The 26,394-nt window shown below is 69.8% G+C and carries 24 protein-coding genes; 10 read left to right on the top strand and 14 right to left on the bottom strand.

What is annotated here, in order from left to right:
• Window positions 1-668: 668 nt before the first annotated feature.
• Window positions 669-1,217 carry a hypothetical protein gene (locus CEP50_RS08450; protein WP_106113382.1) on the bottom strand — a complete coding sequence of 183 codons (549 nt, stop codon included), beginning with the start codon at window positions 1,215-1,217 and terminating at the stop codon, window positions 669-671.
• Between the two features lie 996 nt (window positions 1,218-2,213).
• A complete protein-coding gene (locus tag CEP50_RS08445; RefSeq protein ID WP_258175052.1) occupies window positions 2,214-3,698 on the bottom strand; it encodes a S8 family peptidase in 1,485 nt (494 codons plus the stop codon).
• A gap of 168 nt (window positions 3,699-3,866) precedes the next feature.
• Between CEP50_RS08445 and CEP50_RS08440 the strand changes: the two genes are divergently transcribed.
• The 4 genes from CEP50_RS08440 (at window position 3,867) to CEP50_RS08425 (ending at window position 9,297) form a co-directional block, all read left to right on the top strand.
• The gene (locus tag CEP50_RS08440) at window positions 3,867-6,446 is read left to right on the top strand and encodes a bifunctional FO biosynthesis protein CofGH (protein WP_106113381.1); all 2,580 of its coding nucleotides are present in this window, start codon (window positions 3,867-3,869) and stop codon (window positions 6,444-6,446) included.
• Between the two features lie 384 nt (window positions 6,447-6,830).
• Window positions 6,831-7,070, top strand: a complete 240-nt coding sequence (locus CEP50_RS08435) for a hypothetical protein (protein WP_106113380.1) — start codon at window positions 6,831-6,833, stop codon at window positions 7,068-7,070.
• 89 nt (window positions 7,071-7,159) lie between these two features.
• Window positions 7,160-8,203, top strand: coding sequence for a tryptophan--tRNA ligase (trpS, locus tag CEP50_RS08430; protein ID WP_106113379.1), 1,044 nt, complete (start codon window positions 7,160-7,162; stop codon window positions 8,201-8,203).
• 56 nt (window positions 8,204-8,259) lie between these two features.
• Window positions 8,260-9,297 carry a YhjD/YihY/BrkB family envelope integrity protein gene (locus CEP50_RS08425; RefSeq protein ID WP_106113378.1) on the top strand — a complete coding sequence of 346 codons (1,038 nt, stop codon included), beginning with the start codon at window positions 8,260-8,262 and terminating at the stop codon, window positions 9,295-9,297.
• 21 nt (window positions 9,298-9,318) lie between these two features.
• Here the strand turns inward: CEP50_RS08425 and CEP50_RS08420 are convergent, their stop codons facing one another.
• Window positions 9,319-10,536, bottom strand: a complete 1,218-nt coding sequence (locus tag CEP50_RS08420) for a D-alanyl-D-alanine carboxypeptidase family protein (protein WP_258175050.1) — start codon at window positions 10,534-10,536, stop codon at window positions 9,319-9,321.
• 90 nt (window positions 10,537-10,626) lie between these two features.
• Between CEP50_RS08420 and CEP50_RS08415 the strand changes: the two genes are divergently transcribed.
• Entirely contained in the window at window positions 10,627-10,860 is a 234-nt protein-coding gene (locus CEP50_RS08415; RefSeq protein ID WP_106113376.1) for an SCO4848 family membrane protein, read from the top strand.
• A gap of 108 nt (window positions 10,861-10,968) precedes the next feature.
• Here CEP50_RS08415 and CEP50_RS08410 read toward each other — a convergent pair whose 3' ends face one another.
• Genes CEP50_RS08410 through sdhC form a run of 4 tightly spaced genes read right to left on the bottom strand, consistent with a single transcriptional unit; the run spans window position 10,969 to window position 14,445 of the window.
• Window positions 10,969-11,757 carry a succinate dehydrogenase iron-sulfur subunit gene (locus tag CEP50_RS08410; RefSeq protein WP_106113375.1) on the bottom strand — a complete coding sequence of 263 codons (789 nt, stop codon included), beginning with the start codon at window positions 11,755-11,757 and terminating at the stop codon, window positions 10,969-10,971.
• The gene (sdhA, locus tag CEP50_RS08405; protein ID WP_106113374.1) at window positions 11,757-13,547 is read right to left on the bottom strand and encodes a succinate dehydrogenase flavoprotein subunit; all 1,791 of its coding nucleotides are present in this window, start codon (window positions 13,545-13,547) and stop codon (window positions 11,757-11,759) included. Before sdhA ends, CEP50_RS08410 begins: the two co-directional genes overlap by 1 nt.
• 33 nt (window positions 13,548-13,580) lie before the next feature.
• Complete coding sequence (locus tag CEP50_RS08400; protein ID WP_106113373.1) at window positions 13,581-14,000, bottom strand: succinate dehydrogenase hydrophobic membrane anchor subunit; 420 nt, start codon at window positions 13,998-14,000, stop codon at window positions 13,581-13,583.
• Between the two features lie 7 nt (window positions 14,001-14,007).
• Window positions 14,008-14,445 (bottom strand): succinate dehydrogenase, cytochrome b556 subunit, encoded by a 438-nt coding sequence (sdhC, locus tag CEP50_RS08395; protein ID WP_019852995.1) that lies wholly within the window; start codon window positions 14,443-14,445, stop codon window positions 14,008-14,010.
• A 533-nt stretch (window positions 14,446-14,978) separates the two neighbouring features.
• Between sdhC and CEP50_RS08390 the strand changes: the two genes are divergently transcribed.
• Together CEP50_RS08390 and CEP50_RS08385 are read left to right on the top strand one after the other, a co-directional pair.
• Window positions 14,979-15,371: a cytidine deaminase gene (locus CEP50_RS08390; protein WP_106113372.1), complete on the top strand. Its 393-nt coding sequence runs from the start codon at window positions 14,979-14,981 to the stop codon at window positions 15,369-15,371.
• A gap of 67 nt (window positions 15,372-15,438) precedes the next feature.
• On the top strand, window positions 15,439-16,731 hold the full coding sequence (locus CEP50_RS08385; protein ID WP_106113371.1) for a thymidine phosphorylase: 1,293 nt from the start codon (window positions 15,439-15,441) through the stop codon (window positions 16,729-16,731).
• Window positions 16,732-16,875: 144 nt separating this feature from the next.
• On the opposite strand, the gene CEP50_RS08380 is transcribed toward CEP50_RS08385, so the two are convergent.
• Window positions 16,876-18,060, bottom strand: a complete 1,185-nt coding sequence (locus CEP50_RS08380) for a hypothetical protein (protein WP_258175048.1) — start codon at window positions 18,058-18,060, stop codon at window positions 16,876-16,878.
• A 465-nt stretch (window positions 18,061-18,525) separates the two neighbouring features.
• The gene (locus CEP50_RS08375) at window positions 18,526-19,761 is read right to left on the bottom strand and encodes a primosomal protein (RefSeq protein ID WP_106113370.1); all 1,236 of its coding nucleotides are present in this window, start codon (window positions 19,759-19,761) and stop codon (window positions 18,526-18,528) included.
• Between the two features lie 278 nt (window positions 19,762-20,039).
• On the opposite strand from CEP50_RS08375, the gene CEP50_RS08370 reads away from it, so the two are divergent.
• Window positions 20,040-20,621, top strand: a complete 582-nt coding sequence (locus CEP50_RS08370; protein WP_258175046.1) for an SMI1/KNR4 family protein — start codon at window positions 20,040-20,042, stop codon at window positions 20,619-20,621.
• A gap of 30 nt (window positions 20,622-20,651) precedes the next feature.
• On the opposite strand, the gene CEP50_RS08365 is transcribed toward CEP50_RS08370, so the two are convergent.
• Together CEP50_RS08365 and CEP50_RS08360 are read right to left on the bottom strand one after the other, a co-directional pair.
• Window positions 20,652-20,972, bottom strand: coding sequence for a transcriptional regulator (locus tag CEP50_RS08365; protein ID WP_106113368.1), 321 nt, complete (start codon window positions 20,970-20,972; stop codon window positions 20,652-20,654).
• Window positions 20,972-21,658 carry a hypothetical protein gene (locus CEP50_RS08360; protein WP_106113367.1) on the bottom strand — a complete coding sequence of 229 codons (687 nt, stop codon included), beginning with the start codon at window positions 21,656-21,658 and terminating at the stop codon, window positions 20,972-20,974. Before CEP50_RS08360 ends, CEP50_RS08365 begins: the two co-directional genes overlap by 1 nt.
• Window positions 21,659-21,917: 259 nt before the next feature.
• Between CEP50_RS08360 and CEP50_RS08355 the strand changes: the two genes are divergently transcribed.
• Both CEP50_RS08355 and CEP50_RS08350 read left to right on the top strand, forming a co-directional pair.
• Window positions 21,918-22,271, top strand: coding sequence for a PadR family transcriptional regulator (locus CEP50_RS08355; RefSeq protein ID WP_106113366.1), 354 nt, complete (start codon window positions 21,918-21,920; stop codon window positions 22,269-22,271).
• Window positions 22,268-22,909, top strand: coding sequence for a hypothetical protein (locus CEP50_RS08350; RefSeq protein WP_106113365.1), 642 nt, complete (start codon window positions 22,268-22,270; stop codon window positions 22,907-22,909). Before CEP50_RS08355 ends, CEP50_RS08350 begins: the two co-directional genes overlap by 4 nt.
• A 61-nt stretch (window positions 22,910-22,970) precedes the next feature.
• On the opposite strand, the gene CEP50_RS08345 is transcribed toward CEP50_RS08350, so the two are convergent.
• Genes CEP50_RS08345 through deoC form a run of 3 tightly spaced genes read right to left on the bottom strand, consistent with a single transcriptional unit; the run spans window position 22,971 to window position 26,291 of the window.
• A complete protein-coding gene (locus CEP50_RS08345; protein ID WP_181188277.1) occupies window positions 22,971-23,864 on the bottom strand; it encodes an aldehyde dehydrogenase family protein in 894 nt (297 codons plus the stop codon).
• On the bottom strand, window positions 23,857-25,305 hold the full coding sequence (locus CEP50_RS08340; protein WP_106113363.1) for an aldehyde dehydrogenase family protein: 1,449 nt from the start codon (window positions 25,303-25,305) through the stop codon (window positions 23,857-23,859). Before CEP50_RS08340 ends, CEP50_RS08345 begins: the two co-directional genes overlap by 8 nt.
• Window positions 25,302-26,291, bottom strand: a complete 990-nt coding sequence (gene deoC, locus CEP50_RS08335) for a deoxyribose-phosphate aldolase (RefSeq protein WP_106113362.1) — start codon at window positions 26,289-26,291, stop codon at window positions 25,302-25,304. Before deoC ends, CEP50_RS08340 begins: the two co-directional genes overlap by 4 nt.
• Window positions 26,292-26,394 lie beyond the last annotated feature (103 nt).

Raw genomic sequence — 26,394 nt, 5'->3', positions numbered from 1 at the left:
GATTTTAGGTAAAATTGACTACGGTACTCGGCGCGTCGCGGGACATGGTCAGTACCTGGTGCTCCCGGTTCGTGGTACTGGATGCCGCCAGCCGAGCGCTGGTGCGCCGAGCTGGCCAACCGCCAACTCCGCCGGTCGGCACACCGCAGCCTGAATCCCCTCGAAACCGACGTCAGGGTCTGGATCCACGCCTGGAACACTTGGCCCCACGCCCTTCATCTGGATCGACACCGCGGAGGACATCCTCGACACACTCGCCGCATACCGCGGACAAACTAACGACTCACGACACTGGACGCTCAGGACGTACTCAACGATGAAACCCGGACGTTTCACTTCCTGCTGACAGAATAATTCGTCCGGCTCAAGCAGGCACCCGCACCGGTTCGGGTCGACCAGTTACGGCACAGGAGCGAGGTAGACCGGCGGCCAAACGTAACCCTGCGGGACGACCGGGACAGCACGTATCACCTGAACATGTTTGACCACTACTGGGTCGGATTCGTGCGTTTTTGGTTGGGAATCACGTGCGGTGAGAGGATTCTCGATCGGAGAGTTCTCGGAGAGTATGGACCCAACCGAAAAGTGTCCGTCACGGACGTTCTGCGACGTCGGTGTGCTCACGGCCGAGTGAACACACCGACGTCACGTTTGCCCGGCGCCGTGGATCAGATTCCGAATTCGACCTGGTACTTCCCGGTGATCTTCTCCAGCCCGCCGACGGCGCACTCCAACGACTCCGAAGTCGACTGGAAGGTCACCTTGCCGTCATCGCCCGCGAAGCGCCCGGAGTCCACCCGGAAGGCCACGATGACCACCTTGCTCACCTGGTTGACGGTGAACCCCGTGATCGAGCTTTCACTGATCTTCCCGTCCGACCACGTGAACGTGATGGAGCCGTCGAGCCCGAAGGAGCTTTCGCAGGACATCAGTTCTCCCGACCCCTCGAGCTCATCCGGTTGGGGAATCTCGACCGAGCCGCTGAACGCCCCCTGGCAGCTGATCGCGCTGCCGAACCCCTCGAAGTCCGTCTGCCGAAGAGTGAGTCCGAGCGCAGGATCGAACGTGACCTCCCCACTACCGGCGGGACCGCAGATCGTGTGCGGTGTGACGGCCTCGGCGGATCCGGATCCGGTGGTCATTCCGACGGCGGGAACCATGAACAGCGCCGCGGCCGCGAGAATCGCGAGCGTTCGCGTAGCACGTCGAAGACGCATGTATTCTCCTCTCGAGAGGAACAGGAGTTCAACACAGTGGCGACAGGAATCATTCCTCGACCCGGCCCGAATTCCTGTCGGTCCGCTCGTCGACACTAGGAGCTGTCCACCAGCGGGACAATCAGCCATCTGAGTGTCCGGTCCCGCTCTGGAATAAGACGGGAACCGTGCGCTGCTCCGCACGACGGTCACTCGTATGCCTCACGACAGACAGCGTGAAATCTTCCCTGGAATATTCTCGAAGGAGAAATAATAAGGGGGGTTCCGGGAACGCGAATCTGATTCTCATTTTTCTCGATTGCGCATCACGCGATCGAACCGATTCTTGGTTTTTGCGCGGCGAGAATCCAGGAACGGGAACAATCACTGTTGTCCCGTAACCGGTCTCGTTCCCGTGGCGCGGCTTCACTGTTCACGGGGTGACCGTTCATCCCGATGTCGCGAGTTACGCCCCCGGAGTCGGGAGGAGCACTCGGTGGGTCGCGGTCTCGCCCCGGACACCGTCGTTCCGTACTGGAGGGGTCACCGCGCCGCGTGACCATCGGTGATTCGGCCGCGTGCCCGGCGGTGTCGTGGTGCGGAAGACCTCCGGGGTGGACGCCGTCCGGAGTGAGCAGGGCGGGTCCCCGCCGTCTCCCGCGCGCCCGCCGGGCGGATGATTCCCCGGTTGTCCCCGGACGGGTGATAATCGGTGGGTCGGGCTCGTCCCTTCGGGGGTTTTGTCGGGAGCGCAACCCACCCTGGAACGGGGTACGTCGTCCGACACACGAGACAGTGTCACTGCTTCGGGAGGCGTTTGCATGCTGGCGCACAAGACCCCGCCGAAATGCCCGGTGTGCGGGTTGCACTTCTGCATCTGTCCGGACAAGAACGTCCGGGGACACCGTGGAGCCCGAGGGGGGAGCCGGCCCTCGGCACACCGCTGAGGTTTCCGCTCACCGGTGCGGAGTCGTGTGCGGGGCGGCCGACCGTGTTCGGCCGCCCCGCCTCCGGAAGTCAGCCCTCCACGGCGCGCAGCGCGTTCACCAGGCCGAATCCGTAGAACCCGGCTCCGGTGCGTCCGCCCTGGCACTTCGCGTCCCGTTCACCGTCACCGTCGGTGTCGTAGTTCTTCGGGCACGGGATGCGGTCGGCCTGCGCGGCCAACGCCCACCGCACGCGCTCGGCGCTCCACTCCGGGTGCGTGGCGCGGATCAGGGCGGTCACTCCCGCTGCGTGCGGCGAGGCCATCGAGGTGCCCTGCGCGTAGCCCCACTCGCCTCCGGGCAGCGTGGACAGCACGGCACCGTTGCCGGAGGGGGTCTCGGCCTGCTGCCTGCTGTCACCGCCGGGTGCGGTCACGTCGATCGAGGTGATCCCGTAGTTCGAGTAGAAGGACTTGCTCCGCTCGGGGCCGACGGCCGAGACCGTCACCGCACCGGGAAGCTCGGCGGGCAGCACCTCACAACCGGGCCCCGCCCAGCGGTCCTGGGTGGGACCACCGTTGTTGGGGCTGTTGGTGTCGTGGATCGGCTTGGACAGGTCCCAGTTGCTGTTGCCTGCCGACACCAGGTTGACCACGTCGTTCTCACTGGCGTAGGAGACGGCGCGGCGCATCGCCTCGGCCACGGCGGCCTGGTCGGGGTCGTTCCGGCACCACAGGTACCAGGGGTCGACGAAGAAGGAGCTGTTGGTCACGTCCACGTCGTGCTCGGCCGCCCACAGGAAACCGCAGATGGCCGACGAGGGGTAGATGAAGCCCTCGTCGTTGACGACCTTGATCGAGACCAGGTCGGCCTCGGGGGCCACGCCCGCGATCCCGACGTCGTTGCGGGCCGCGGCCACGGTTCCGGCCACGTGGGTGCCGTGGCCGCTGGTGCTGGGGCTCCAGGCCTCCTCCGAGCGGTCCGGGATCCCCTCCTCGGTGCAGCCGACGGAGCGGCTGGCGTCCACATTGGCGGCCAGGTCCGGGTGTCGCGGGTCGATACCGGAGTCCAGGATCCCGACCGTCACGCCGGCTCCGCCGGAGGTCTCGTGGGCCTCGGGAGCGCCGATCATGCGCATGTCCCACTGCTGTTCGGACAGCGGGTCCCGGCCCTCGCCCGAACCGTCGGTCACGGCCGCGCCGGTGGTCGCTTCCGAACCGTGTTCCACGGACGAGGACTCTCCGTCCTCGGGGAGCTTCTCGGCGAGGTTCCGGCTGGCCCCGGCGGCCCACACACCGGGTTCGTCACGCACGTGGGAGGCGAACTCGGGATCCGTGGAGTCGGCCAGCACCACGCCGATCTCCGGCCACTGCTGGGTCACCGTTCCTCCGGACCGCCGCACCGACGCGACCGTCCGGTCCAGGTTCCCGTGTGCGGGGCCCACGACGAGGAAGTGCGCCGGGTCGCTTTCCGCGGCCACCGCCGGAGCAGTCGCGGTGACCGGGGAGAGCAGGGTCAACGCGAGAGCGGCACCAACCGTCCTCAGTGGTGTGAGTCTCAGTTTCTCGGGTGACACCGAACCTCCACAGAGCGGAAGACATTACTGAATGTGGAAGTCTGCGCCCGAAAGGACCTCTCCGATAGGTCGTAATGGAGTAATTCTGCTGTGAGGCTGACAGCAACGCGTGGTCGTCGTGTGAGGCGAGCAGTGTTCTCGGGGCCGTGACGGCGTTAGGGTCTTGGCGTGTCGGTCGATCCAGAGGTTCCACCGCCCGAAACCCCGCCGAGCGCTTCGGCCATGCGCCGTGCGTTGCGCAGAGCAGCCGACGGAGTGACGCTGGACGTCACCGAGGCGACGGTGCTGCTGCACGCGCGCGGGTCCGATCTGGACACGCTGTTGGAGGCGGCGGGCCGGGTGCGCGACGCGCACCTGCGCGCCGAGGGCAGACCCGGTGCGGTCAGCTACAGCCGCAAGGTCTTCGTCCCGCTCACCCGCCTGTGCCGGGACCGCTGCCACTACTGCACCTTCGCCACCGTCCCCCACCGGGTGGAAGCGCCGTTCCTCGAACAGGAGGAGGTGCTGGAGATCGCCCGACGGGGAGCGGAGTCCGGCTGCAAGGAAGCCCTGTTCACCCTCGGCGACCGTCCCGAGGAGCGCTGGTCGGCCGCGGCCGAGTGGCTCCAGGAGCGCGGGTACTCCTCGACCGTCGACTACCTCCGCGCCTGCGCCGTGGCCGTGCTGGAGGAGACCGGCCTGCTGCCGCACCTGAACCCGGGTGTGCTCGGCTGGTCCGAGCTCACCAGGCTCAAACCCGTCGCCCCGAGCATGGGGATGATGCTGGAGACCACGGCGGAGCGGCTGTGGTCGCGGCCGGGCAACCCCCACTACGCCAGTCCGGACAAGGAACCCGCCGTGCGGCTGCGGGTGCTGGCCGACGCCGGCCGCGTGGCCGTCCCGTTCACCAGTGGAATCCTCCTCGGCATCGGGGAGACCCTGGCCGAACGCGCCGACTCGCTGATGGAGCTGCGGGCCACCGCGCGGCAGTACGGGCACCTGCAGGAAGTCATCGTGCAGAACTTCCGGGCCAAACCGGACACGGCCATGCGCGGGATGCCGGACGCCGACCTCCAGGACCTGGCCGCCACCATCGCGGTGGCCCGGCTGTTGCTGCCCTCGGGGGTGAGCGTGCAGGCGCCGCCGAACCTGGTGGGGCAGGAACACGGGCTGATGCTGCGGGCCGGCATCGACGACTGGGGCGGTGTGTCCCCGGTGACCCCGGACCACGTGAACCCGGAACGCCCCTGGCCGCACCTGGACGAGCTCGCCCGACGCACGGAGGAGGGCGGGTTCGAGCTGCGGGAGCGGCTGACCGCCTACCCGAGGTACGTGCGGGCCGGGCTGGCCGGGGACGGCATCCCCTGGCTGGATCCGAGGGTGGCCGGGCACGTGGCCGAGCTGGCCGATCCCGACGGGATGGCCCGTACCGGGGTGAGTCCGGTCGGTATGCCGTGGCAGGAGCCGGACGGTGGGCTGGAGTCGCTGGGGCGCACCGATCTCAACATCAGCATCGACACCGAGGGACGCGGCACCGACCGGCGGGGCGACTTCGACAGCGTCTACGGCGACTGGGAGGAACTGCGCGACAGGCTCCCTGCCGGGCGGGTGCCGGAACGACTCGACTCCGAGGTGGCCGAAGGGCTCCGGCTGGCCGAGCGGAACCCGGCTGCGCTGCTGGAGGAGGCCAACTCCTCGGCGGCGATGGCGTTGCTGACCTGCGACGGTGCCGCGCTGGACGAGCTGGCCCTGCTGGCCGACCGGCTGCGTGCCGACGTGGTGGGCGCGGACGTCACCTACGTGGTCAACCGCAACATCAACTTCTCGAACGTGTGCTACGTGGGCTGCCGGTTCTGCGCCTTCGCGCAGCGGGAGCGGGACGCGGACGCCTTCCGCCTCTCCCCGGAGGAGGTGGCCGACCGGGCCGAGGAGGCTCGCCGTCACGGGGCCACCGAGGTGTGCATGCAGGGTGGCATCGACCCGAAGCTTCCGGTGGAGGCCTACGCGAACCTGGTGCGGGCGGTCAAGGACCGGGTGCCCGACATGCACGTGCACGCCTTCAGTCCGATGGAGATCGTCAGCGCCGCGGCCAAGGCGGGCGTGAGCGTGGAGGAGTGGTTGACCGAGCTGCGGGACGCGGGGCTGGACACGATCCCGGGCACGGCCGCCGAGATCCTGGACGACGACGTGCGCTGGGTGCTGACCAAGGGCAAGCTGCCCGCCGCCGAGTGGATCGACGTGGTCACCACCGCGCACCGCCTGGGCGTCCGCTCCTCGTCGACGATGATGTACGGCCACGTGGACACCCCGGAACACTGGCTGGGGCATCTGCGCACCCTGGCCCGGGTGCAGGACACCGCCCGCGAGAACGGTGCCGCCGGTTTCACCGAGTTCGTCGCGCTGCCCTTCGTGCACCGCAACGCGCCGATCTATCTCGCCGGCCTGGCCCGGCCCGGACCCACGCGGCGGGACAACCGGGCGGTGCACGCGATGGCGCGGCTGGCGCTGCACGGTCGCGTGGACAACGTGCAGTGCTCGTGGGTGAAGCTGGGCGACGAGGGCACGGTCGAGGTGCTGCGCGGCGGCGCCAACGATCTCGGGGGCACGCTCATGGAGGAGACCATCAGCCGGATGGCCGGTTCCGAGCACGGTTCGCAGCGCACGATCGAACAGCTGCACGAGGTCTCACGACGTGCCGGACGGCACGCGCGCCAGCGCGACACCTCCTACGGCCCGGCCCCGGTGGTCCAGCTCGGATCGTTGGGCTGAGCGGGGTGTGCTCCCCCGGGGCGTCGTGATCCGGGGGAGGTGCCCCCGTCGCCGCCGACGAACCGGGGACGGGGACCGTACGATCCCCGCACCGCGGGATTCGGCGGAAGAAACATCGCGATATCGGGCAACCTCGTCGCCCGCTCGGACGTCCCCCGGTCGTCGACCGGTGTCCGTGGAGCGGGAGATCCCGTGTCCTCCCCGGCGCGTCCGGCGGGACGGGACCGTTTACGATCTTCGCGGTCACCACACGATCGTGGAACACCGCACAGCTTTCCGGTGACGCGGTGTTTCGGGGTGCGCGGGCTCGGGTGACACGTGCGGGGTGCCCGGGGCACCGCCGCGATCGCGACTCGAGAGAACCGACGAAGGAGGACACGGCTCGTGCGTGAACACTGGGCCGCCGCGGCGGTGTCGCTGTCGACGCTGGTGCTGACCCTGTTGACCGGAGGTGTGGCCCGTGCCGCCACCTCCGAGACGGTGTTACGGGCCACGGGGCCGATGGAGACCCTCAGCCCCCAGGTCGGGATCATCGCGGTGGTGTTCGGTGTCCTCGGCATGATCGTGGGTGCGCTGCGGCGCAAGCGGGTCCCCGTGCAGCCGGAGAACCAGCGCAGGAGCTGAAAGGTCCTCACGCTCCCCGGCGCCCGCCCTCCCGGCCCACGAGCCCCTCGGGCGAAAACCGCTCGCGGCGTTCTGCCAGAATCGACGGTGTGCACAGCGAGAGTTCCGTGACCGAGGAGAGCGGCGCGCCGTCGAAGCGCCCGCGCGTCTTCTCCGGTATTCAGCCCACGTCCGGTTCCTTCCAGCTGGGGAACTATCTCGGAGCCCTGCGCAACTGGATAGCCCTGCAGGACACCCACGACGCCTTCTACTGCGTGGTCGACCTGCACTCGATCACCATCCCCAAGGAACCGGAGGAGCTGCGCGAGAACACCCGCAACGCCGCGGCCCAGCTGTTGGCGTTGGGGATCGACCCGGAACGCAGCACCCTGTTCGTGCAGAGTCACGTTCCCGAGCACACCCGGTTGAGCTGGGTCCTGGAGTGCCTGACCGGATACGGCGAGGCCGCCCGGATGACCCAGTTCAAGGACAAGGCGGCCCGGCAGGAGGACGAGCACGTCAGCGTCGGACTGTTCACCTACCCCGCGTTGATGGCCGCCGACATCCTGCTCTACGGGACCGACCTGGTTCCCGTGGGTGAGGACCAGCGCCAGCACCTGGAGCTGAGCCGCAACCTGGCCCAGCGGTTCAACTCCCGCTTCGGGCGGACCTTCGTGGTCCCCGAGGCCCACATTCCCACCGACACGGCCCGGATCTTCGACCTGCAGGACCCGACGGCGAAGATGAGCAAGTCGCTTCCCTCGGGGGTCGTGGAGTTCATGGACGACCCCAAGCGCGCGGCGAAGAAGATCCGTTCCGCGGTGACCGACAACGAGCGCGACATCCGCTACGACCCCGAGAACAAGCCCGGGGTGAGCAACCTGCTGGTGATCTACTCGGGGATGACCGGCAGGTCCGTGAGCGAGCTGGAGGCCGCCTACGAGGGCAGCGGCTACGGGGACCTCAAGAAGGACCTCGGTGCGGTGCTCTCCGACTTCCTCACGCCCTTCCAGAGCAGGGTCCGGCAGTACCTGGACGATCCGGCCGAACTGGACAAGGTGCTGCGCCGCGGTGCCGAACGGGCCCGCGCGGTGGCCGCCGAGACCGTGCGCACGGCCTACGACCGGGTGGGTTTCCTCCCTCCGGTGGGCTGAACTGATCCTTTTGGGGTAATCTCCGCACCGACGTCCGTACGGCGCGGAGGTGAGCAGTGGCCGACCGCAGTCAGCCAGCGCGCACCGCGCACCGGCAGCCCGCCCCGGGACGGATCGAGCTGTACCGCAGGCGCTACCCGTGGTTCGACCGGCTCGTGCGGGCCGCCCAGCGGTACCAGCGCAACTACGGGGACTACTACGCGGCGGCCATCACCTACTTCAGCGTGCTGGCGCTGGTCCCGCTGCTGATGATCGCCTTCGCGGCGGCGGGGCTGGTGCTGGCCAGCAATCCGGCGCTGCTGGAGCGGCTGCGCGGGGCCATCTCCGAGTCGGTGCCCAGCGCTCAGCTGAGCGAGCTGGTCAACGGGATCGTGGCCGAGGCCGTCGAGCAGGCCGGTGCGGTCGGCGTGATCGGCCTGGTGGCCGCGCTGTACTCCGGGCTCGGCTGGATGGGCAACCTGCGTGAGGCCCTCACCGCCCAGTGGGGGCAGGGCCCCACGGCCCTCTCCCTGCCGCGACGCATGTTCGCCGACCTGCTGGCGCTGCTCGGGCTGGGACTGGCGATGCTCGTCTCCTTCGGCCTCAGCGCGGTCGGGGGCGGCGTCGGTCGGATGTTGCTCCGCCTGGCCGGGATCCAGCACACCACACTGGCCTCGCTGGTGCTGTGGGCACTGGCCCTGGTGCTGTCCCTGGCGGCCAGCTGGCTGGTCTTCCTGTGGGTGCTGGCCAGGCTGCCCCGGCAACCCGTGGTGCTGCGTACCGCGCTGTGGGGGGCGTTGTTCGCCGCCGTCGGCTTCGAGGTGCTCAAACAGGTGGGCGTGGTGTACCTGAACAGCCTGAGCGGTTCCCCCGCCGCGGCCGCTTTCGGGCCGGTGCTCGGGCTGCTGGTGTTCGCCTACCTGACCTCGCGGTTCCTGCTGTTCGTCACGGCCTGGACGGCCTCGGCCGGGGAGAACCTGCGGATGATCCCGCCGGAACCCCCGGCGCGCGCGGTGATCACTCCGGTGGTCTCCCGGGGTGGGGGCTCCCGGACGATGCTGGGGGTCTTCGGGGTGGGCGTGCTGCTCGGATGGTTGACCCGGCGGCGCCGCTGAGGCGAGGTCCCGCGGAGCGGACTAGCGTGGCCTGCGGCGGTACAGCAGCACGACGACCAGCACCGCCACGGCTCCCAGTGCTGTCGCGACGATGATCCTCGGCAGCACCGACCCCCGGGTCGTCTCCGTGGAACCGGCGGTCTGCCCGGCGTCGTGCCGCTCCGGCGGCGGTGCCGTCCCGCCGGTTTCCCCGGGGGCGCGGTCGACGAGCTCACCCACCGAGGAGGACCCCTCGGCCAGCCGGAAGCCGTAGTCGAGCAGCGCGGCGGCCTGGTCGGACATGGTCACCGGGCGGCGTTCCCCGCGCAGCAGCACCGCGGCCAGTCTGTGCCCGTCCCGGTGTGCGGCCACCACCCTGGTGTGTCTGGCGTCGTCGGTGAAACCGGTCTTCCCGAACAGCGCCCCCGGGTAGTTCCGGACCACGCGGCTGTCACTGGCGATCCGCAGCGGCGGCTGCCCGGGCGGGGAGGGCAGCTCGGCCCGGTGCTGCCCGGCGATCCGGGCGAACTCGGGGTTGTTCATGGCCGCCCGCAGGATCAGCGCGAGATCGTAGGCGGAGGTGCTCATCCCGGGCCCGTCCAGCCCGGAGGGGGTGGCCGCCCGGGTGTCGGTGGCCCGGAGCCGTTCGGCGAGCTCGTTCATCAGCCGCAGGGTGCGGCTGGTGCCGCCCAGCTCCCGGGACAGGGCGTGCGCGGCGTCGTTGCCGGACTGGAGCAGCAGCCCGGACAGCAGTTGGCGAACCGTGTAGGTGACCCCGGGTTCCAGCCCCACCGAGCTGCCCTCCGTCTCCGCGTCCGCGCGGGTGGCGGTGACGGTGTCGGACACGTCCAGCTCGCGGACCGCCACCAGTGCCGTGAGAATCTTGATCACCGAGGCGGGGCGGTGTCGCCCGTGCGGGTTCTTCGCCGCCAGCACCGTCCCCTCGTCCAGGTCGGCCACGACCCAGCTGCCCGAGGTGACCGTTTCCGGAGGACCCGGCTGCCGTGCGGGGGTGACCACACCGCACTCCCCCATGCGCGGGCCGCCGAGCGCCTGTTCCGGCACCGGCAGCGGCGGCGGGGAGGACTCCCCCGGAGGAGGGACTTCGGAGCTGTCCACCGGAGGTGGGGGAAGGGTGGCGTTCGGGCAGGAGGCCTGTTGGTGCCGGAGGGCGAGGGCGGGACAGGGCAGGGCCAGCGTGGCGAACACCGCCACCAGGCTCGCGAGAACCGGGAGGACACGTCCGGAAGCTGTACGCACTCGCCTCAGCCTAGATCATCCACCGCCGCGGTGGGATCCGCCGAACGACCCCGTCCGGGTGTGTGCGTGACCACGCACGATACTGGGGGCGTGCGCATCACACGTGGTACGGGGCTGGCGCTGCTCCTCTTCGGTGTCTGGTCGTGGCTGCTGTGGCCGACCTTCCTCACGAACATCCTCCGCAGCGAGAACTCCTGGTCGGGAGGTTCCCCCACGGGTTTCCTGTGGGTGCACCTGGCGATCGGGGCGGTCTCGTTGGTGCTGGGCACCGCGATCGGCGTGCTCGGTTGGCGGGGCTACCGGGCGGCGGGCCGGGGGGACTGACCTCCGGGGCACCGCCTGGTGTCGAGGCCGGGCACCGGCCCGCGCGAAGCGGTCGTGCCCGTCTCCGCGCGGGGACGACCGCTTCGCGCGGACATCGTGTGCCCGCCTTCAGCGCCTGCGGAACATCAGGGCCCGCTTGACCTCCTGGATGGCCTTGGTGACCTGGATGCCGCGCGGGCAGGCGTCGGTGCAGTTGAACGTGGTCCGGCAGCGCCACACCCCGTCGACGTCGTTGAGGATGTCCAGCCGCTCCTCGGCGGCCTCGTCCCTGCTGTCGAAGATGAACCGGTGCGCGTTGACGATCGCCGCCGGGCCGAAGTAGGAGCCCTCGGACCAGTACACCGGGCACGAGGTGGTGCACGCCGCGCAGAGGATGCACTTGGTGGTGTCGTCGAAACGTTCCCGCTCGGCGACCGACTGGATCCGTTCCCGGGTGGGTTCGTTGCCCGTGGCCACCAGGTAGGGCTTGATCGCCCGGTAGGCCTCGAAGAACGGCTCCATGTTGACCAGCAGGTCCTTCTCCACGGGAAGCCCCTTGATCGGCTCCACCGTGATGGTGGTCTCGCCCTTCTTGGCGAACATGTCCTTCATGAGGACCTTGCAGGCCAGGCGGTTGACGCCGTTGATCCGCATGGCGTCGGAGCCGCAGACACCGTGCGCGCAGGAACGCCGGAAGGTCAGCGTCCCGTCGATGTACCACTTGATGTAGTGCAGCAGGTTGAGCACACGGTCGCTGGGCAACGCCGGGATCCGGTAGGACTCCCAGTGCAGGTCGTCGTCGACCTCCGGGTTGTACCGTTCGATCTTGACCGTGACCATCGTGGCGCCCTCCGGAACGGGAGGGGCATCCGAGGGCAGGTCGGCGGGGGTGCTGCTGTTCGTGGTGGGGGCGGTCATCAGTACTTACGCTCCATCGGCTGGTACCGGGTCACGGTGACGGGCTTGTACTCCAGACGGATGTCCGAGCGGAATCCGGTCAGACCGAGCGGCGCGTTCGGATCCTCCTCCTCGGGCAGCTGCTTGTACTGCATGCTGTGCCGCATGAAGTTGGTGTCGTCCCGCGTGGTGTAGTCCTCGCGGGCGTGCCCGCCCCGGGATTCCTTGCGGGCCAACGCGGAGTTGACCAGTGCCTCGGCGAGGTCGAGCAGAAAGCCCAGCTCGACGGCCTCCAGGAGGTCGTGGTTGTAGCGTTTGCCCTTGTCGTGGACGGCTATCCGGCCGTACCGCTCCTTGAGCAGCTGCACGTCCGACAACGCCTGCTTGAGGGTCTCCTCGGTGCGGTAGACCGAGGCGTTGGCGTCCATCGTCTCCTGTAGGGCGGTGCGGATGTTGGCCACCCGCTCGCCGCCCTCGGCGGTGCGCAGGTGGTTGACCATGCCCTCGACCAGCTTGGCCGGCTGCTCGGGCAGCTCCAGGAAGTCGTGCTGGTTGGCGTACTCGGCCGCGGCGATGCCGGCGCGCCTGCCGAAGACGTTGATGTCCAGCAGGGAGTTGGTGCCCAGCCGGTTGGAGCCGTGCACCGACACGCAGGCCACCTCGCCGGCCGCGTACAGGCCGGGCACGGTGTTCTCGTTGTCGGCCAGCACCTCGGCGTCCACGTTGGTGGGAACCCCGCCCATGGCGTAGTGCGCCGTCGGATAGACCGGGACCGGCTCGTGCAGCGGCTCCACACCGAGGTAGGTGCGGGAGAACTCCGTGATGTCGGGGAGCTTGCTCTCCAGCACGTCCTCGCCGAGGTGGGTGACGTCCAGCAGCACGTGGTCCTTGTTGGGACCCGCGCCGCGTCCCTCCAGCACCTCCATGGCCATGGAGCGGGCCACGATGTCCCGGGGAGCCAGGTCCTTGATAGTGGGGGCGTAGCGCTCCATGAACCGCTCGCCGTCGGCGTTGCGCAGGATGCCGCCCTCACCGCGCACCGCCTCGGAGATCAGGATGCCCAGTCCGGCCAGCCCGGTCGGATGGAACTGGTAGAACTCCATGTCCTCCAGCGGCAGCCCCTTGCGGTAGATGATGCCCATCCCGTCGCCGGTGAGGGTGTGCGCGTTGGAGGTGGTCTTGAAGACCTTGCCGAAACCGCCGGTGGCGAAGATCACCGACTTGGCCTGGAAGACGTGGATCTCCCCGGTGGCGAGTTCGTAGGCGACCGCTCCGGTGCAGTGCTGGGTACCGTCGGGGCCGGGGGTCATGGTGATGTCGAGCACGTAGAACTCGTTGAAGAACTCGACCCCGTGCTTGATGCAGTTCTGGTACAGCGTCTGCAGGATCATGTGGCCGGTGCGGTCGGCCGCGTAGCAGGAGCGCCGCACCGGGGCCTTGCCGTGGTCCCTGGTGTGCCCGCCGAAACGGCGCTGGTCGATGCGCCCCTCCGGGGTGCGGTTGAACGGCAGCCCCATCTTCTCCAGGTCGAGCACCGCGTCGATGGCCTCCTTGGCCATGACCTCGGCGGCGTCCTGGTCGACCAGGTAGTCACCGCCCTTGATGGTGTCGAAGGTGTGCCACTCCCAGTTGTCCTCCTCGACGTTGGCGAGGGCGGCACACATCCCTCCCTGGGCGGCCCCGGTGTGGGAGCGGGTCGGGTAGAGCTTGGTCAGCACGGCGGTGCGGGAGCGCTGACCGGCCTCGATCGCGGCGCGCATACCCGCGCCACCCGCACCGACGACGACCACGTCGTACTTGTGGAATTGCATGGGGTCTCCTTGGCTCGTCGCCTGCCGGGCTGGTCAGCTGATGTTCGGGTCGAAGGTGAACAGCACGTAGGTCCCCAACACCACGGTCAGCACGATCGAGCAGTACAGCAGCATCTTCAGCCAGAAGCGGGTACGGTCGGAACGCGAGTAGTCGTTGATGACCGTACGCAGTCCGTTGCCGCCGTGCAGTCCCGCGAGCCAGAGCATCACCAGGTCCCAGACCTGCCAGAAGGGGGACGCCCAGCGTCCCGCCACGAAGGCGAAGTTGATGCGGTGGACGCCACCGTCCAGGAACAGCATGATCAGCATGTGTCCGAGGACGAGGAACAGCAGCACGACACCGGACAGCCGCATGAAGATCCAGCTGTAGAGCTCGAAGTTGCTGCGGCGGGCGGCGGGCCGCGTCGAGGAACGCGGTTTGTCGACGGAAAGTGGTGCTTCGGTCGTGGTCATGATGGTACTAGCCCCCGAACAGTTCCGTGACGGCACGAGTGATCATGCTGATGGCGGCCGGGATGATCAGCACCAGCCAAAGCACCAGAACGGTCCACAGCATCGGCCGCTGGAACCTCGGGCCCTCGGACCAGAAGTCGACGAGCATCACCCGAATTCCGTTGAACGCGTGGAAGAGCACCGCCGCGAGCAGGCCGAGCTCGAACACGATCATCAGTGGGTGCTTGTAGGTGTTGATCACCGTGTCGTACGCGTTCGGCGAGACCCGCACCAGCGCGGTGTCCAGGACGTGTACGAACAGGAAGAAGAAGGTGAGCACGCCCGTGATGCGGTGGGCGACCCACGACCACATGCCCAGGTCGCCGCGGTAGAGAGTGCCCTTGGCGCGGGGCCTGACGGCCTCACGCGGGGTTCCCTCCGCCGCGGTGGCGGTTGTACTGGCCATGACGGAAGGCCTCCAACGTCGCTGGTGGACTCCGGATCCGTCCCGGCGCTCGCGCGGATCGACCCCGTGACGGCGCGGTGCCCGCGCCAGTGCCGATTACCCGAACGGACCCTTGACTCATGGGATGCTAGACCCGCGTTGTTCGGCTGTCCTACTCGCATGTGCCCGCTGTGATCGAGCAGACAGCCCCACGGGGGTGGTTGATCGATGTAGTCACGCCGTCACGGGGCGCGGGGGAAATCGTTTCCCCGGTGTCAAGCAGTCCGGCCGAGAAATGTGTCACCGGCATCGTATTCCGGTGTTCCTTCACGGGTGTGCCGGGGGTGGGCAGCCGTGTCACGCCCACCCCGTCAAGGAAAACGATTCGTTTTCCGGTGTGCGGGGCCCTTCCCGCGCCGTGGTCGGACGTGGGGTGAGAACCCCGTTCGTGAGCGGCACCGTCCGCCCCGAGCGGCTATCTTGAGGGGGAGTTCGGTCCGGTGGACGAGGTCGGCGGATTCCACCGGATCCCTCGAAGGAGCGGGAGGCCGGACATGGACGACGACGGTTCCGTCGACTGGCCCGCGCTGCGTGCGGCGGCGACCTTCGCGGCCGAACACGCCTACTGCCCCTACTCCGGTCTCGCCGTGGGGGCCGCGGCGCGCTGCACCGACGGCCGGGTGGTCGTCGGGTGCAACGTCGAGAACGCCTCCTACGGGGTGACCCTGTGCGCCGAGTGCACGCTGGTGGGCGAGCTCCGCATGAGCGGAGGAGGCGGTCTGGTGGCCGTCTCGTGCCGGGACGGACGGGGTGAGCTGGTGATGCCCTGCGGGCGGTGTCGACAGCTGCTCCACGAGATGGGCGGGCCGGAGTGTCTGGTGGACACCCCCGAGGAGGTCCTGCCGGTGCGCCGGTTGCTGCCCCACGCCTTCGGTACGTCCTCCTGACGCCCCGGGTCGCCGAGGGGAACAATCCCGGGCGACGACCGAACCCCGTGAGACCGAGGGAGGACGAATGTGGCACACCGCCGTGGAGGTCATCCGGAGCAAACGGGACGGCCACCGACTCTCGCGGGAGGACATCCGCTGGGTCGTGGACGCCTACACGCGGGGCGAGGTGGCCGAGGAGCAGATGTCGGCGCTGGCCATGGCCGTGCTGCTGCGGGGGATGGACGCGCGGGAGACGGCGGACTGGACCAGGGCGATGGTCGACTCCGGTCGCACCGTGGACCTGGGCGGCCTGGGCCGTCCCACGGTGGACAAGCACTCCACGGGAGGGGTGGGCGACAAGGTCACGCTGGCGCTGACCCCCCTGGTGGCCGCCTGCGGTGCGGCCGTGCCCCAGCTGTCCGGGCGCGGTCTCGGGCACACCGGCGGGACGTTGGACAAGCTGGAGTCGATCCCGGGGTGGCGCTGCCGGATGTCGGACGAGCGGATGTGGCACGCCCTGCAGGAGGTGGGGGCCGTGATCCGTGCCGCCGACGACCGGATCGCCCCCGCCGACCGCAAGCTGTACGCGTTGCGGGACGTCACCGCGACGGTGGAGTCCGTTCCGCTGATAGCCGGCTCGATCATGAGCAAGAAGATCGCCGAGGGAACGGCCGCGCTGGTCCTCGACGTCAAGTGCGGGTCGGGAGCGTTCATGAAGGACCGGCGGCGGGCGGGGGAACTGGCCGAGACGTTGATCTCCCTCGGCGCGGCCACCGGGGTGCGTACCAGCGCGCTGCTGACCGACATGGACGTCCCGTTGGGGGAGAACGTGGGAAACTCCCTGGAGGTGGCCGAGGCCGTGCGGGTGCTGCGCGGCGAGGGACCCGCCGACGTGACCGAACTCACGCTGGCGCTGGCCCGCGAGATGCTCGCGCTGTGCGGGCTGGACGACACCGACCCCGCCGAGAAGCTGGTCAGCGGCGCGGCGTACCGAACCTGGCGTGACCTGGTGCGCGTCCAGGGCGGGGACCCGGACGCCGCGCTGGAGGCGGCTGCCCACGTGCACACCCTCCACGCCCCGCGTGCGGGGTTCGTGACCGGACCGGACGCCCACTCCGTCGGAGTGGCCGCCCGACGGCTGGGGGCGGGGCGGCTCCGCCGGGAGGACGCGGTGCGGCCCGGAGCGGGTGTGCGGTGCCTGGCCAAGCGGGGGGACCGGGTCGCCGAGGGTGATCCGGTGCTGGAGCTGCACACCGACGAGCCGGAGGCGGTCGAGGACGCGGTGCGGCTGCTGGAGGGGGCCTACGGGATCACCGACTCTCCCGGGGAGACCCGTCCGGTGGTGCTGGAGCACCGTTCCGGAGTCTCCGAGCGGTGAGGGCGGGTCCCGCCGTCGTCCCGACGGCGGGAGGTGTCCGCTCGCTCCGTGCCGCTCGACACCGGCTTCGCCTCCGGGGAGGAGCCGGTGACGGCTCCGTCCCGTGAATCCCCGCGTGCGGGGTGACGAAGCCTGCCGCGCCTGTTACGCCGTGTCGGCCGTGTAGTCGTCGTCGGGGCCCTCGCCGTTCTGCTTGTCCGGCTCCCGCTTGGCGCTCTTGGAGCGACCACGCCGCTGCTGTTGCCGGGGCAGGGCGGTCGGGGGGGACACCGAGGAACTGTTCGCGGGAGCTCCGCCGCCGAGGATCAGCTCGGCGAACGTGGCCATGGCCTCGTCGAGCTGGCCCGCGTGCTTGCGTTCGCTCTCCTCGTTGGCGTTGCGGACCAGCGAGTCCAGCGTCTCCGCGTCGGGACGCTCGGCGAGGCTGCCCTGCAACTGGGACAGGTCGTTGCCCAGCGTGCTGCCGACGTCCCCGATCCGTTCGGTGACTCCGCTCTCGACCGAGTCGAGCCTGTTGTTGACGTTCTCCTCCACGGAGTCGATCCGCCCGGAGACCTCGTCCAGCCTGCTGGCCAGCGATTCGAGGCGTTCGGCGAGCTGCTGGAGCCGTTCGGTGGGGTCCACCGCCGGACGTTCCGCGAGGGCGTCCAGCTTCCCGTTGATCTTCTCCGAGCTCTCGGAGACGGTCTCCCCGACACCGTTGCGGATCTCCTGGGCGGCCTCGGTGACCGACCGCTGCAACGATTCCCTGGTGCCGTCGAGGTGCTCGTGGACGCCCTCGTCGATCTCGGTGAACCGGCTGCGCAGTCCGGTCTCCATCTGTTCGAGGCGCTCCCGGATCGGCTCCTGCACGGAACCGGGGACCTCGTCGAGCCGGGCGTCCTGTTTGTCCAGTTGCTGCCCCAGCTCCTCCAGTCGCTTGTGGACGTGCGCGAGTTTGTCCTCGAGCCCGTCCATGCGGCCCGTGACCCCGTCGAAACGGCCCGCCATACCGTCGAGACGGCCGTCCAGCTGGGCGAACGGCTTGGAGAGTTTGTCGGCGAGTCCTTCGACCTGGGTGTTCAGGCCGGCGATCGCGTTCTCCTGGGACTCCAGTTTGGATAGTGCTTCGTCGAGTCGTTCGGCGAGCACGCTGACTTCGGTGCGATCGGGCAGCTCGGACAGCCGTTTGCGTACGGAGCCGAGGGACTCCAGCGGCGACATCCGGGCGTTGATCTCGTCGAGAGCGTCGAAGATCTGCTGTTGTTCGCTTTCGCGGATCTCCGCTGCCCGCGTCAGCATGTTCCGCATACGGTCGAACGACACCGTGTCTTGGCTGTTCTCATTCACGGCAAAGGTCGTCCTTCGTCGAGGGGGAGGGAGAGGACTAGTGGAGCGTAGCGAGTAGATCTTCTCTGCGTCAGACACCCCCCGGAACTTTTCACGAACGCGGTGGTCGTTATTCCTGCTTTCGGGGGAACGGCCCGCGTCCTTTCGCCGGTCGACGAGGACTCCGCGAACCCCTGTGGGCCCGGAGGCACGCCGCGCTCCGGGAAACGCTCCGAGTCCCTCGTGGACCCGGAAGGAACACGGACCCGGCGGGGACGCGCTCGGAGACGGGTGTTTTCGGACACGAGCCACACGTGACCACGGTACTACCTTCCGGCAACGGCGAGGGTGGGGTAGCACCGCGCCGGACGGCCCGCACGAGGAGGGAGCGACCACGAGGACACGTCCGCCTCTCCCGGCACGGCCGGACGTGCCCGTCCCGCGTGCGACACCGGTGGACCGGTGCCGTACGCGGACGGCGAGACGTCAGTGCACCCGCAACCTCGCCTCGAAGTTCTCCACCAGTTCACGCCACTTGGCGACCTCGTCGTCGAACGGGGGCGTGGGGGGAAGCCTGTTCGGGTCGGGACGCAGCACGAAGGAGATCATCCAGCCGAGACGTTCCGAGGGGTGCAACGCGGCCTCCACACTCTCGTCCCCCGCCCAGGTGGCGGCGTCGACGAGCAGCTCCTCGGCGAGGTCGAGCTGGGTCGGGTCCACCTCGGTGGGACCTTCGGCCAGGTCGTTGTCCAGCCCGTCGAGCAGATAGGTGTTGTCCGGTTCCACCTCGATGTCGAGCTCGCCGGAAGTGGCCCTGTTCCGGACCCGCTGCCAGGTGACCACCCGGGCGAGGTCGGTGTTGTCGGCCTTGTCCTCGGCGAGGAAACGAGCCAGGGCCCGGGGTGAGGTGCACACGTCCACACTGCCGTCCGAGCCGAGGAACACCGGCTCGTCGTCGAGGTAGCAGCGCAGCGAGTAGTACTCCGCGCCTCCGGTGATGATCCGGATCGGGTCGATCCCGATCTCGCGCCAGAACCCCGCTTCCTGCTCGTCCTCCTCCTCGTCGTCGATCCGTTCCACCTCGGCGGTGTCGGTCAACCCCGTGGGGGAGTCGTCGCTTTCCAGGGCCTCACCGAGTTCGCTCTCGGCGGTGGCCACAGCGGTGGGATCGACCTCGGGCACGGCCACGACCCCGTCGATGGCGTCGAGCACCTCGTCCCAGCGCTCGGCCACCACCTGACACAGCCTGGTCCAACGCCGCTGTCCCTCCCTGCCGTTGAAGGCGATCGTGCCCTCACCGAGCAGGTCGAACCCCTCGGCGGCCTCCAGGACCTCGGTCACGGTGTCCAGCTCGCACACCTCGGCCAGGGACCGTGCCATCTCCACGATCTCGGACAGCTCGTTGAGCGTCCAGGTGTCCGGAGGCTCGGCGACGAGCTCGGGAACACCCACCAGGTCGTACTGGTGGTCCTCGTCCGGGCTGAGATCCACCGCGGACAGGGCGGGGACCACGTGCCAGGCGGGGTGGTCGTCGAGGTCGTTGGCCGCACCGGACCTGACGAACGCGGCCAGGTGGGCGGGGTCGGGAAACGCGTACAGATTCTCTTCGTGACCGAGAAAGGCTTCCCATTCCTCACCTTCCTCGCGCCAACGGGGAGCCCAGAGGGTGACCAGATCGCCCTGCGGCAGCCCGAGCTCGATCGGGACGATGTCCTGCGCCATCTTGCTACCTCCGGTCGCCGAAGCAGACGCTGCCGAAGCCTACGGGACGGGAAATGATCGTCGGTACGGTGTCGCTCCGCGTCAGAGCGGTCCGCACTACGCTACCTTCGGTCGGATCGCCGCTTCCGACGGTGCCGCCGAAGCACGTTCTCCCGCCGGGAGGAGAGCCTCGGGGCGGCGGTCGGTGCGGAGGACAGGGGCGTCGCCCGCGAGGATCGGAGGCGATCGGTCACGGTTGGCGGTACCCAGCGGGGCCGGTCGGGACGATCATGATCCGGATGGACGTCACCCTGCTGTGGACCGAGATCACGGTGTGGCTCGCCGAACACGCACCCGCCACGGCGGCCGGGCTGAGACGGGCGGTGCCCCCTCCCGACCTGGACACCCTCGAGGAGGATTTCGCCGTGGGACTTCCGTCGCAGCTGAGACAGTGGTGGTCCTGCTGCGGCGGGGCGGACGAGGACACGCTGGTGGAGGTGTTCCCACCGTGCTACACGCCCTACGGCGCGGCGGGGGCCTGGCGGGTGTGGTCCGGCTTCCGGGAACTCTGGGGTGACAGGTGGCAACGCCCCGCCTGTGACTACTACGCAGGCTCGGCGGGCAGCAGCTTCCACCCGGCCTGGATCCCGATCGCGGGGGACGGGTTCTCCGACGAGCTGGTGATCGACCTGAGACCCGGCCCCCTGCGGGGCTGCGTGCTCGCCTGGGAGCAGGAGACGCGTCGGGTGGGGCCTCCGATGTGGCCGGACCTGGCCACGCTGCTGACCGACGTCCACCGGGCGTTGACCGAGGGGACCTCGGCCGGTTACAGCCGCGCCACCGTCACCGCCGAGGGCAGGCTGGACTGGCAGATCCGCTGAGTCCTCGTTCCGCCCGGAGTGTGCGTCCCGTCACGGGCCCTCTCCGTCCGTGACGGGATCCAGCAGTGCCCGCAGTTGCCGTGTGTAGGTGTCGAAGGCGGCGCGGCCCTCCTCGGTGAGCGCCACGTAGGTGGTGCCGCGCCCGCTTCCCGTCCGGACGCTGTCGGTGTATCCCGCCTCCTCCAGCCTGCGCAGGTGGGTGATCAGGTTCCCCGGCGTCATGTCCAGCAGTTCCCGCAACCGACCGAAGGCGATCCGGTCCTCGTTCGGCAGGGCGGCGAGGGTGGTCATGACCCGCAGTCTGGCCTGGGCGTGGATGACCGGGTCCAGTCGGACCTCGCCAGGCTCCATCACCGGCCTCCCTTCAGCGCCACGCCGCCCTTCCCCGGAAACGGCGCGCTCCGTGTGCGTCCCCGCAGTGCGAACACCACGCCGGCCAACAGGAAGCCGCCTCCGCCCGCCAGGGACATCACCAGGTAGTGGTGCGGGATACCGGTGAAGGCGCCGATCGCGTTGACCAGCAGGATCCACGCTCCGACGCCGTACTGTAACCAGTCCCTGGTCAGCGCGCCGCAGCTCAGGTAGAGCGTCCCCACCAGCAGGCCGGATCCGCTGGTCCAGAGCATGGCGTAGACCTCGTCGGAGATCCCGAGCCGGCCGACGGCGCCGATCATCATGCCGAGCGCGACGAAGCCGAGCGTCCAGCTCCACCCGTACATCGCCCCGGAGCGCTGGGCGGGGCCGCGCAGCCCGCGCAGGCTGCCCGCGAGGTGCCAGGCGGTGACCACACCCGCGCCGACGATCAGAAGGAGGAAGGCGGACAGCGCGTACCGGAACGGAACGTCCAGTACGGGGTCCGGTCCGGCGGTCAGGTACAACTCCCCGAATCCCAGTCCCCAGGCCAGGCCCCAGGTGCCGAACAGCAGTCCCGGGCTGACGTCGAGAGCCCGTTCGGTGCGCTGGTGCTGCTGCTCGGTGATGGCCAGCATCTCCGCCGGTGACGGGCTCGGGCCCTCGGAGGTGCGTTCCTCGGTCATCGTCTGCCTCCCGGATGTCTCCGTCTCGGGAGTCCGACCGGGACGGTTCCGCCGAGCGGAGGCGGGTGTTCCGTCAGCCGTCGGCGACCTTTCCGCGCGGACTCCGGGTGGATGCGAACTTTGTGATGCAAAGTCTCGCTTACTTTGTGGCGCAAAGTCAAGGTCGGTGTCGCTGCGGCCGGAGGCGGCGAGGAGTGCGTGCTCGGGGTGTCTCGCTTACTACTTGGCGAGACATACTAGTCGGTGTTAGCTTCTAGTCGTGTCGGAGAGGAAGTCGGTGGAGCGGCAGACGCAGTGGCTGCGCGGCGTCCTGGATCTCGCCGTGCTCGCGCTGCTGGCCGAGAGCGGGGAGGACTACGGCTACACGCTGGTTCGGCGTCTCGACGAGGCGGGACTTCCCGGGATGAAACCGGGGACGCTGTACCCGCTGCTGAACCGCCTGGACTCGGAAGGGCTGGTGCGCAGCGAGTGGCGTGCCGGTTCCGGCGGACCGGGAAGGAAGTTCTTCCTGCTTACCGAACGTGGACGTGCGGTGCTGGCCGAACAGGGGCCGCTGTGGACCGAGTTCGCCAGGAACGCCACCGCCGTACTGGAACGAGGGATGAGTGCATGACCGCGGAGTCGTCGACGAAGTACCGCGACGAGCTGGTGTTCGCGCTGCGGATGCGCGAGGTGCCCGGAGACCGGATCGGCGACGTGCTGGCCGAAGTGGACAGCTATGTGGCGGAAACCGGCCAGGACCCGGTGGAGGCGTTCGGCACTCCCGGCGAGTACGCCGCGCGCGTGGCCGAGGAGCTCGGAGCGAGCGTGGGCTATCCCCGACGTGCCGTGCTGCGCCCGGGGGTGCTGCTGGTCGCGGCGCTGGCGCTGTGCGGGGCGGAGCTGCTGGTGTCGGCAGCAGCGGCGAGCGAGGTCGTGCTGACCACCGGGGGGATCGTCGGCGTCGTCGCCCTGCTCGCACTGCTCGCGGTGGTGCTGCTGCTGGTGATGCGCGCGGCGACCGAAACCCACGGCACGGCCCGACGACTGTGGCTCTGGCTGGGGTCGCTGGCGATGCTGGTGCTCGCACCGTTCGCGGCGAACGCGGTCGAACGGCTGGTCGGGGCGGAGCCGGTGCTGCTCACGATGCCGCGCTGGTCCGCGCTCACCCTCGCCGCGGTGTTCCTGCTCGCCATGGTGGTTTTGTTGGTCCGGGGCATCCGGGGCAACCGGATCGTGGATCCCAGGCCGGGCGGCCCCGGTCTTCCGTGAACACGGGGGTGACGGTCCGGTCACCGGTTCCCCGGGAGAGCGGCCCGGACCACCGGCGCCGTCACTGCCCCAGAGGGTGCCACACCGTCTTCAGGTCGGTGAGGGTCCGCAGCCGCTTCGGAGTGGGCGGCTCGTTCCAGTCGGGCTCCCGCACGGGCACGTCCAGGACACGTTTGACGGTCTCGGCGGCGGCGTCCTCCAGCCGGGCCCGCAGGGACTCCTCCGCCCCGGTCGGATCCAGGGCGTCCACGTCCTCGTGCGAGGCCAGCCACGGGGCCAGCTCGGCGGGATCGCCGGTGAGCACGTTGGCGACCCCGGCGGGCAGGTCCGAGGTGGCCAGCACCTCGCACAGGGTCACCGCGGGCAGCGGTCGGTCCGGGCTCGCCAGCACCACGGCACTGTTGCCCGCGGCCAGCACCGGGGCCAACACGCTGACCAGGCCGAGCAACGCCGACTCCCGGGGAGCGACCACGCCCACCACGCCCACGGGCTCGGGCACCGAGTGGCACGTGTAGGGGCCGGACACCTGGTTCACACCCCCGAACACGGTGCCGATCTTGTCCGTCCAGCCCGCGTACCAGAACACCCGGTCCACGGCGGCCTCCACGGAGTCGGCCGCCGCGCGCAGGGAGAGCCCCTCGGCGTCGGCCACCTCGGTGGCGAACTGGCCGCGCCGGGCCTCCAGCATCTCGGCGACGCGGAAGAGCACCTGACCGCGACCGTGCGCGGTGGCCCCCGACCAGCTCTCGAAGCCCTTCCTGGCCGCGACCACCGCCTCGCGCAGATCCTTGCGGGAGGCCAGCGCGGCGTTGGCGAGGAACTCCCCGTGGGCGTCCAGCACGGGGCGGACCCGTCCCGACTCGGACCGGGGGAAGGACCCTCCGATGTAGAGCTTGCGGGTTCTGGGCACCGTCACTCTCCCCCGCCCGTTCGACGGCTGTTCGGCGTCAGACATCGAGATAAGCCTCCAGACCGGCTCGCCCGCCCACACGATCGGACCCCGACTCGCGTTCTCCGCCGAAGGGGGCCGTGGGATCGAACCTGTGGAAGGTGTTGCCCCAGACCACCCCCGTCCGCAGCCGGTTCGCCGTCCACAGTGTCCGGGAGCCCTTCTCGCTCCACACCCCGGCGGCCAACCCGTGGGGCGTGTTGTTGGCCTTGGTCACGGCCTCCTCGGGGGTGCGGAAGGTCAGCACGGACAGCACCGGGCCGAAGACCTCCTCCCGGGCCAGCCGCATCGACTGGTGGACCTCGGAGAACACGGTGGGCGCGAGGAAGTAGCCCCGCTCGGGCAGGGGGTGCGGGCTGCTCCACCGCCGCGCTCCCTCGGCCTCCCCCGTCTCGACGAGCCGGGTGATCCGGTCCAGCTCGGCGGCGGAGTTGACCGCGCCCACGTCCGTGTTGCGGTCCAGTGGATCCCCGACCCGCAGGGTGGCGGTCCGCTCGCGCACCCGCTCCACGAACTCCTCGGCCACGGACTCCTCGACCAGCACCCGGGAGCCGGCACCCCGGACGTGCCCCTGGTTGAAGAAGGCCCCGTCGACCACTCCCTGGACCGCCTGTTCCACGGGCGCGTCGGCGAAGACGATGTTCGTGCCGCTGCCGCCCAGCATCAGCACCGGGGTTCTGCCCGTTCCGGCCAGCCGGTGCCGGATCCGCCGCCCGACCTCGGTCGAGCCGACGAAGGCCGGTTTGGCCACCCCCGGGTGGGAGAGCAGCTTCTCCCCGGTGTGCGCCCCGCCGGTGAGGACGTTGACCACTCCCGGCGGCAGGCCGGCCTGCTGGCAGAGCTCGGCGAACACCAGCGCGCTGAGCGGGGTCGTCTCGGCCGGTTTGACCACCACGGTGTTGCCGCACGCCAGGGCGGGGGCGACCTGTTGGGCCAGGGTCAGCAGCGGGAAGTTCCACGGCAGCACCTGGCCGACCACTCCGAAGGGGGCCGGGTCGGGGCCGAAACCGGCGTAGTCCAGTTTGTCCGCCCAGCCCGCGTGGTGCAGGAAGTACGCGGCGGCGTTCGGAAGGTCGAACTCCCGGGCCTGGCGCACCGGTTTGCCCGTGTCGAGGCTCTCCAGCACGGCCAGCTCCCGGCCGCGCTCCTGCAACAGCCGCGCCAGCCGGAAGAGGTACTTGGCCCGTGCCGAGCCGTCGAGGCCGCCCCACCGGTCGCGGAACGCCCCGGAGGCCGCCTCGACGGCCCGGTCCACATCGGAGTCCGCCGTTCCCGCGACCGTGGCCAGTTCCTCGGTGGTGGCCGGGTTCACGCTGGTCGTCTTCTCACCGCTTCCCGCGGAGAACGTCCCGTCGACGAAGAGCCGGTACTCGGAGGACAGTCCGGCGAGTCCGGCCGATTCGGGGGCGGGGACGTACTCCCACGGGGCGGGCTCGGAGTCCGTCACAGGTCCACCGCCACGTGGTCGGGGCCACCGTAGTGGCCGTCGAGTTGTGTTCTCCGTTGCATCAGCAGGTCGTTGAGCAGTCCGGAGGCCCCGAACCGGAACAGGCGGGGCGTGAGCCACTCCGGACCGGCCACCTCGCGGACGGCGACGAGATAGCGCAGCGCGTCCTTGGTGGTGCGGATCCCGCCCGCCGGTTTGACCCCCCGCCACTGGCCGGTGCGGTTGTACCACTCGCGCACCGCCCGCAGCAGCACGTGGGTGACCGGCAGCGTCGCCGCGGGGGAGACCTTGCCGGTGGAGGTCTTGACGAAGTCCGCCCCGGCCAGCAGCGCCAGCCAGCTCGCCCGCTGCACGTTGTCGTAGGTGCCGAGTTCGCCGGTTTCCAGGATCACCTTGAGGTGGGCTCCGCCGCAGGCGGCCCGGACCTCCCGGATCTCGTCGAAGACCTCCCCGTAGCGTCCGGACAGGAAGGCGCCCCGGTCGATCACCATGTCCACCTCGTCGGCCCCGGCGTCCACGGCCAGCTCCACCTCGGCGAGCTTGGCCCGGGAGCAGGAGCGTCCGGAGGGGAAGGCGGTGGCCACCGAGGCCACCCCGACCGGAACCTCACCCAGCGCGGACACGGCCTCGGCGACCAGGTCCGGGTACACGCACAGCGCGGCCACGCGGGGCGTGGCCGAGTGGCCCGGATCGGGGTGCCGCGCCTTGGCCGCCAGCGCCCGCACCTTGCCGGGGGTGTCGGCCCCTTCGAGGGTGGTGAGGTCGACCATGCCGATGGCGGTGTCGATGGCCCGCAGCTTGGCGTCCTTGCCGACACCGCGTGCACCCAACGCGGCGGCGCGCTGTTCGAGGCCGACGGCGTCGACGCCCGGCAGGCCGCGCAGGAAACTCTCCAGCGCCCTGCCCCCGCGGGCCGCCTCGGCCAGTTCCGTGGGAAGTCGTGCCGGGGCGCCGGAGCCGCGAGTTCGGCTTGGCGAGTGAGCCATGTCCCCAGTCTAAGGAGTCCTCTCAGCCCGGCCTGCTGGGCCGCACGGCTCGGTGGGGCCTCGCGGCGCTCCTCGTGACTCCCCCGTGTGACAGTCCGTGGGG

The organism is Actinopolyspora mortivallis, assembly GCF_003001495.1.
GTDB lineage: Bacteria > Actinomycetota > Actinomycetes > Mycobacteriales > Pseudonocardiaceae > Actinopolyspora > Actinopolyspora mortivallis_A.
This window is presented reverse-complemented; position numbering and strand designations above follow the sequence as displayed.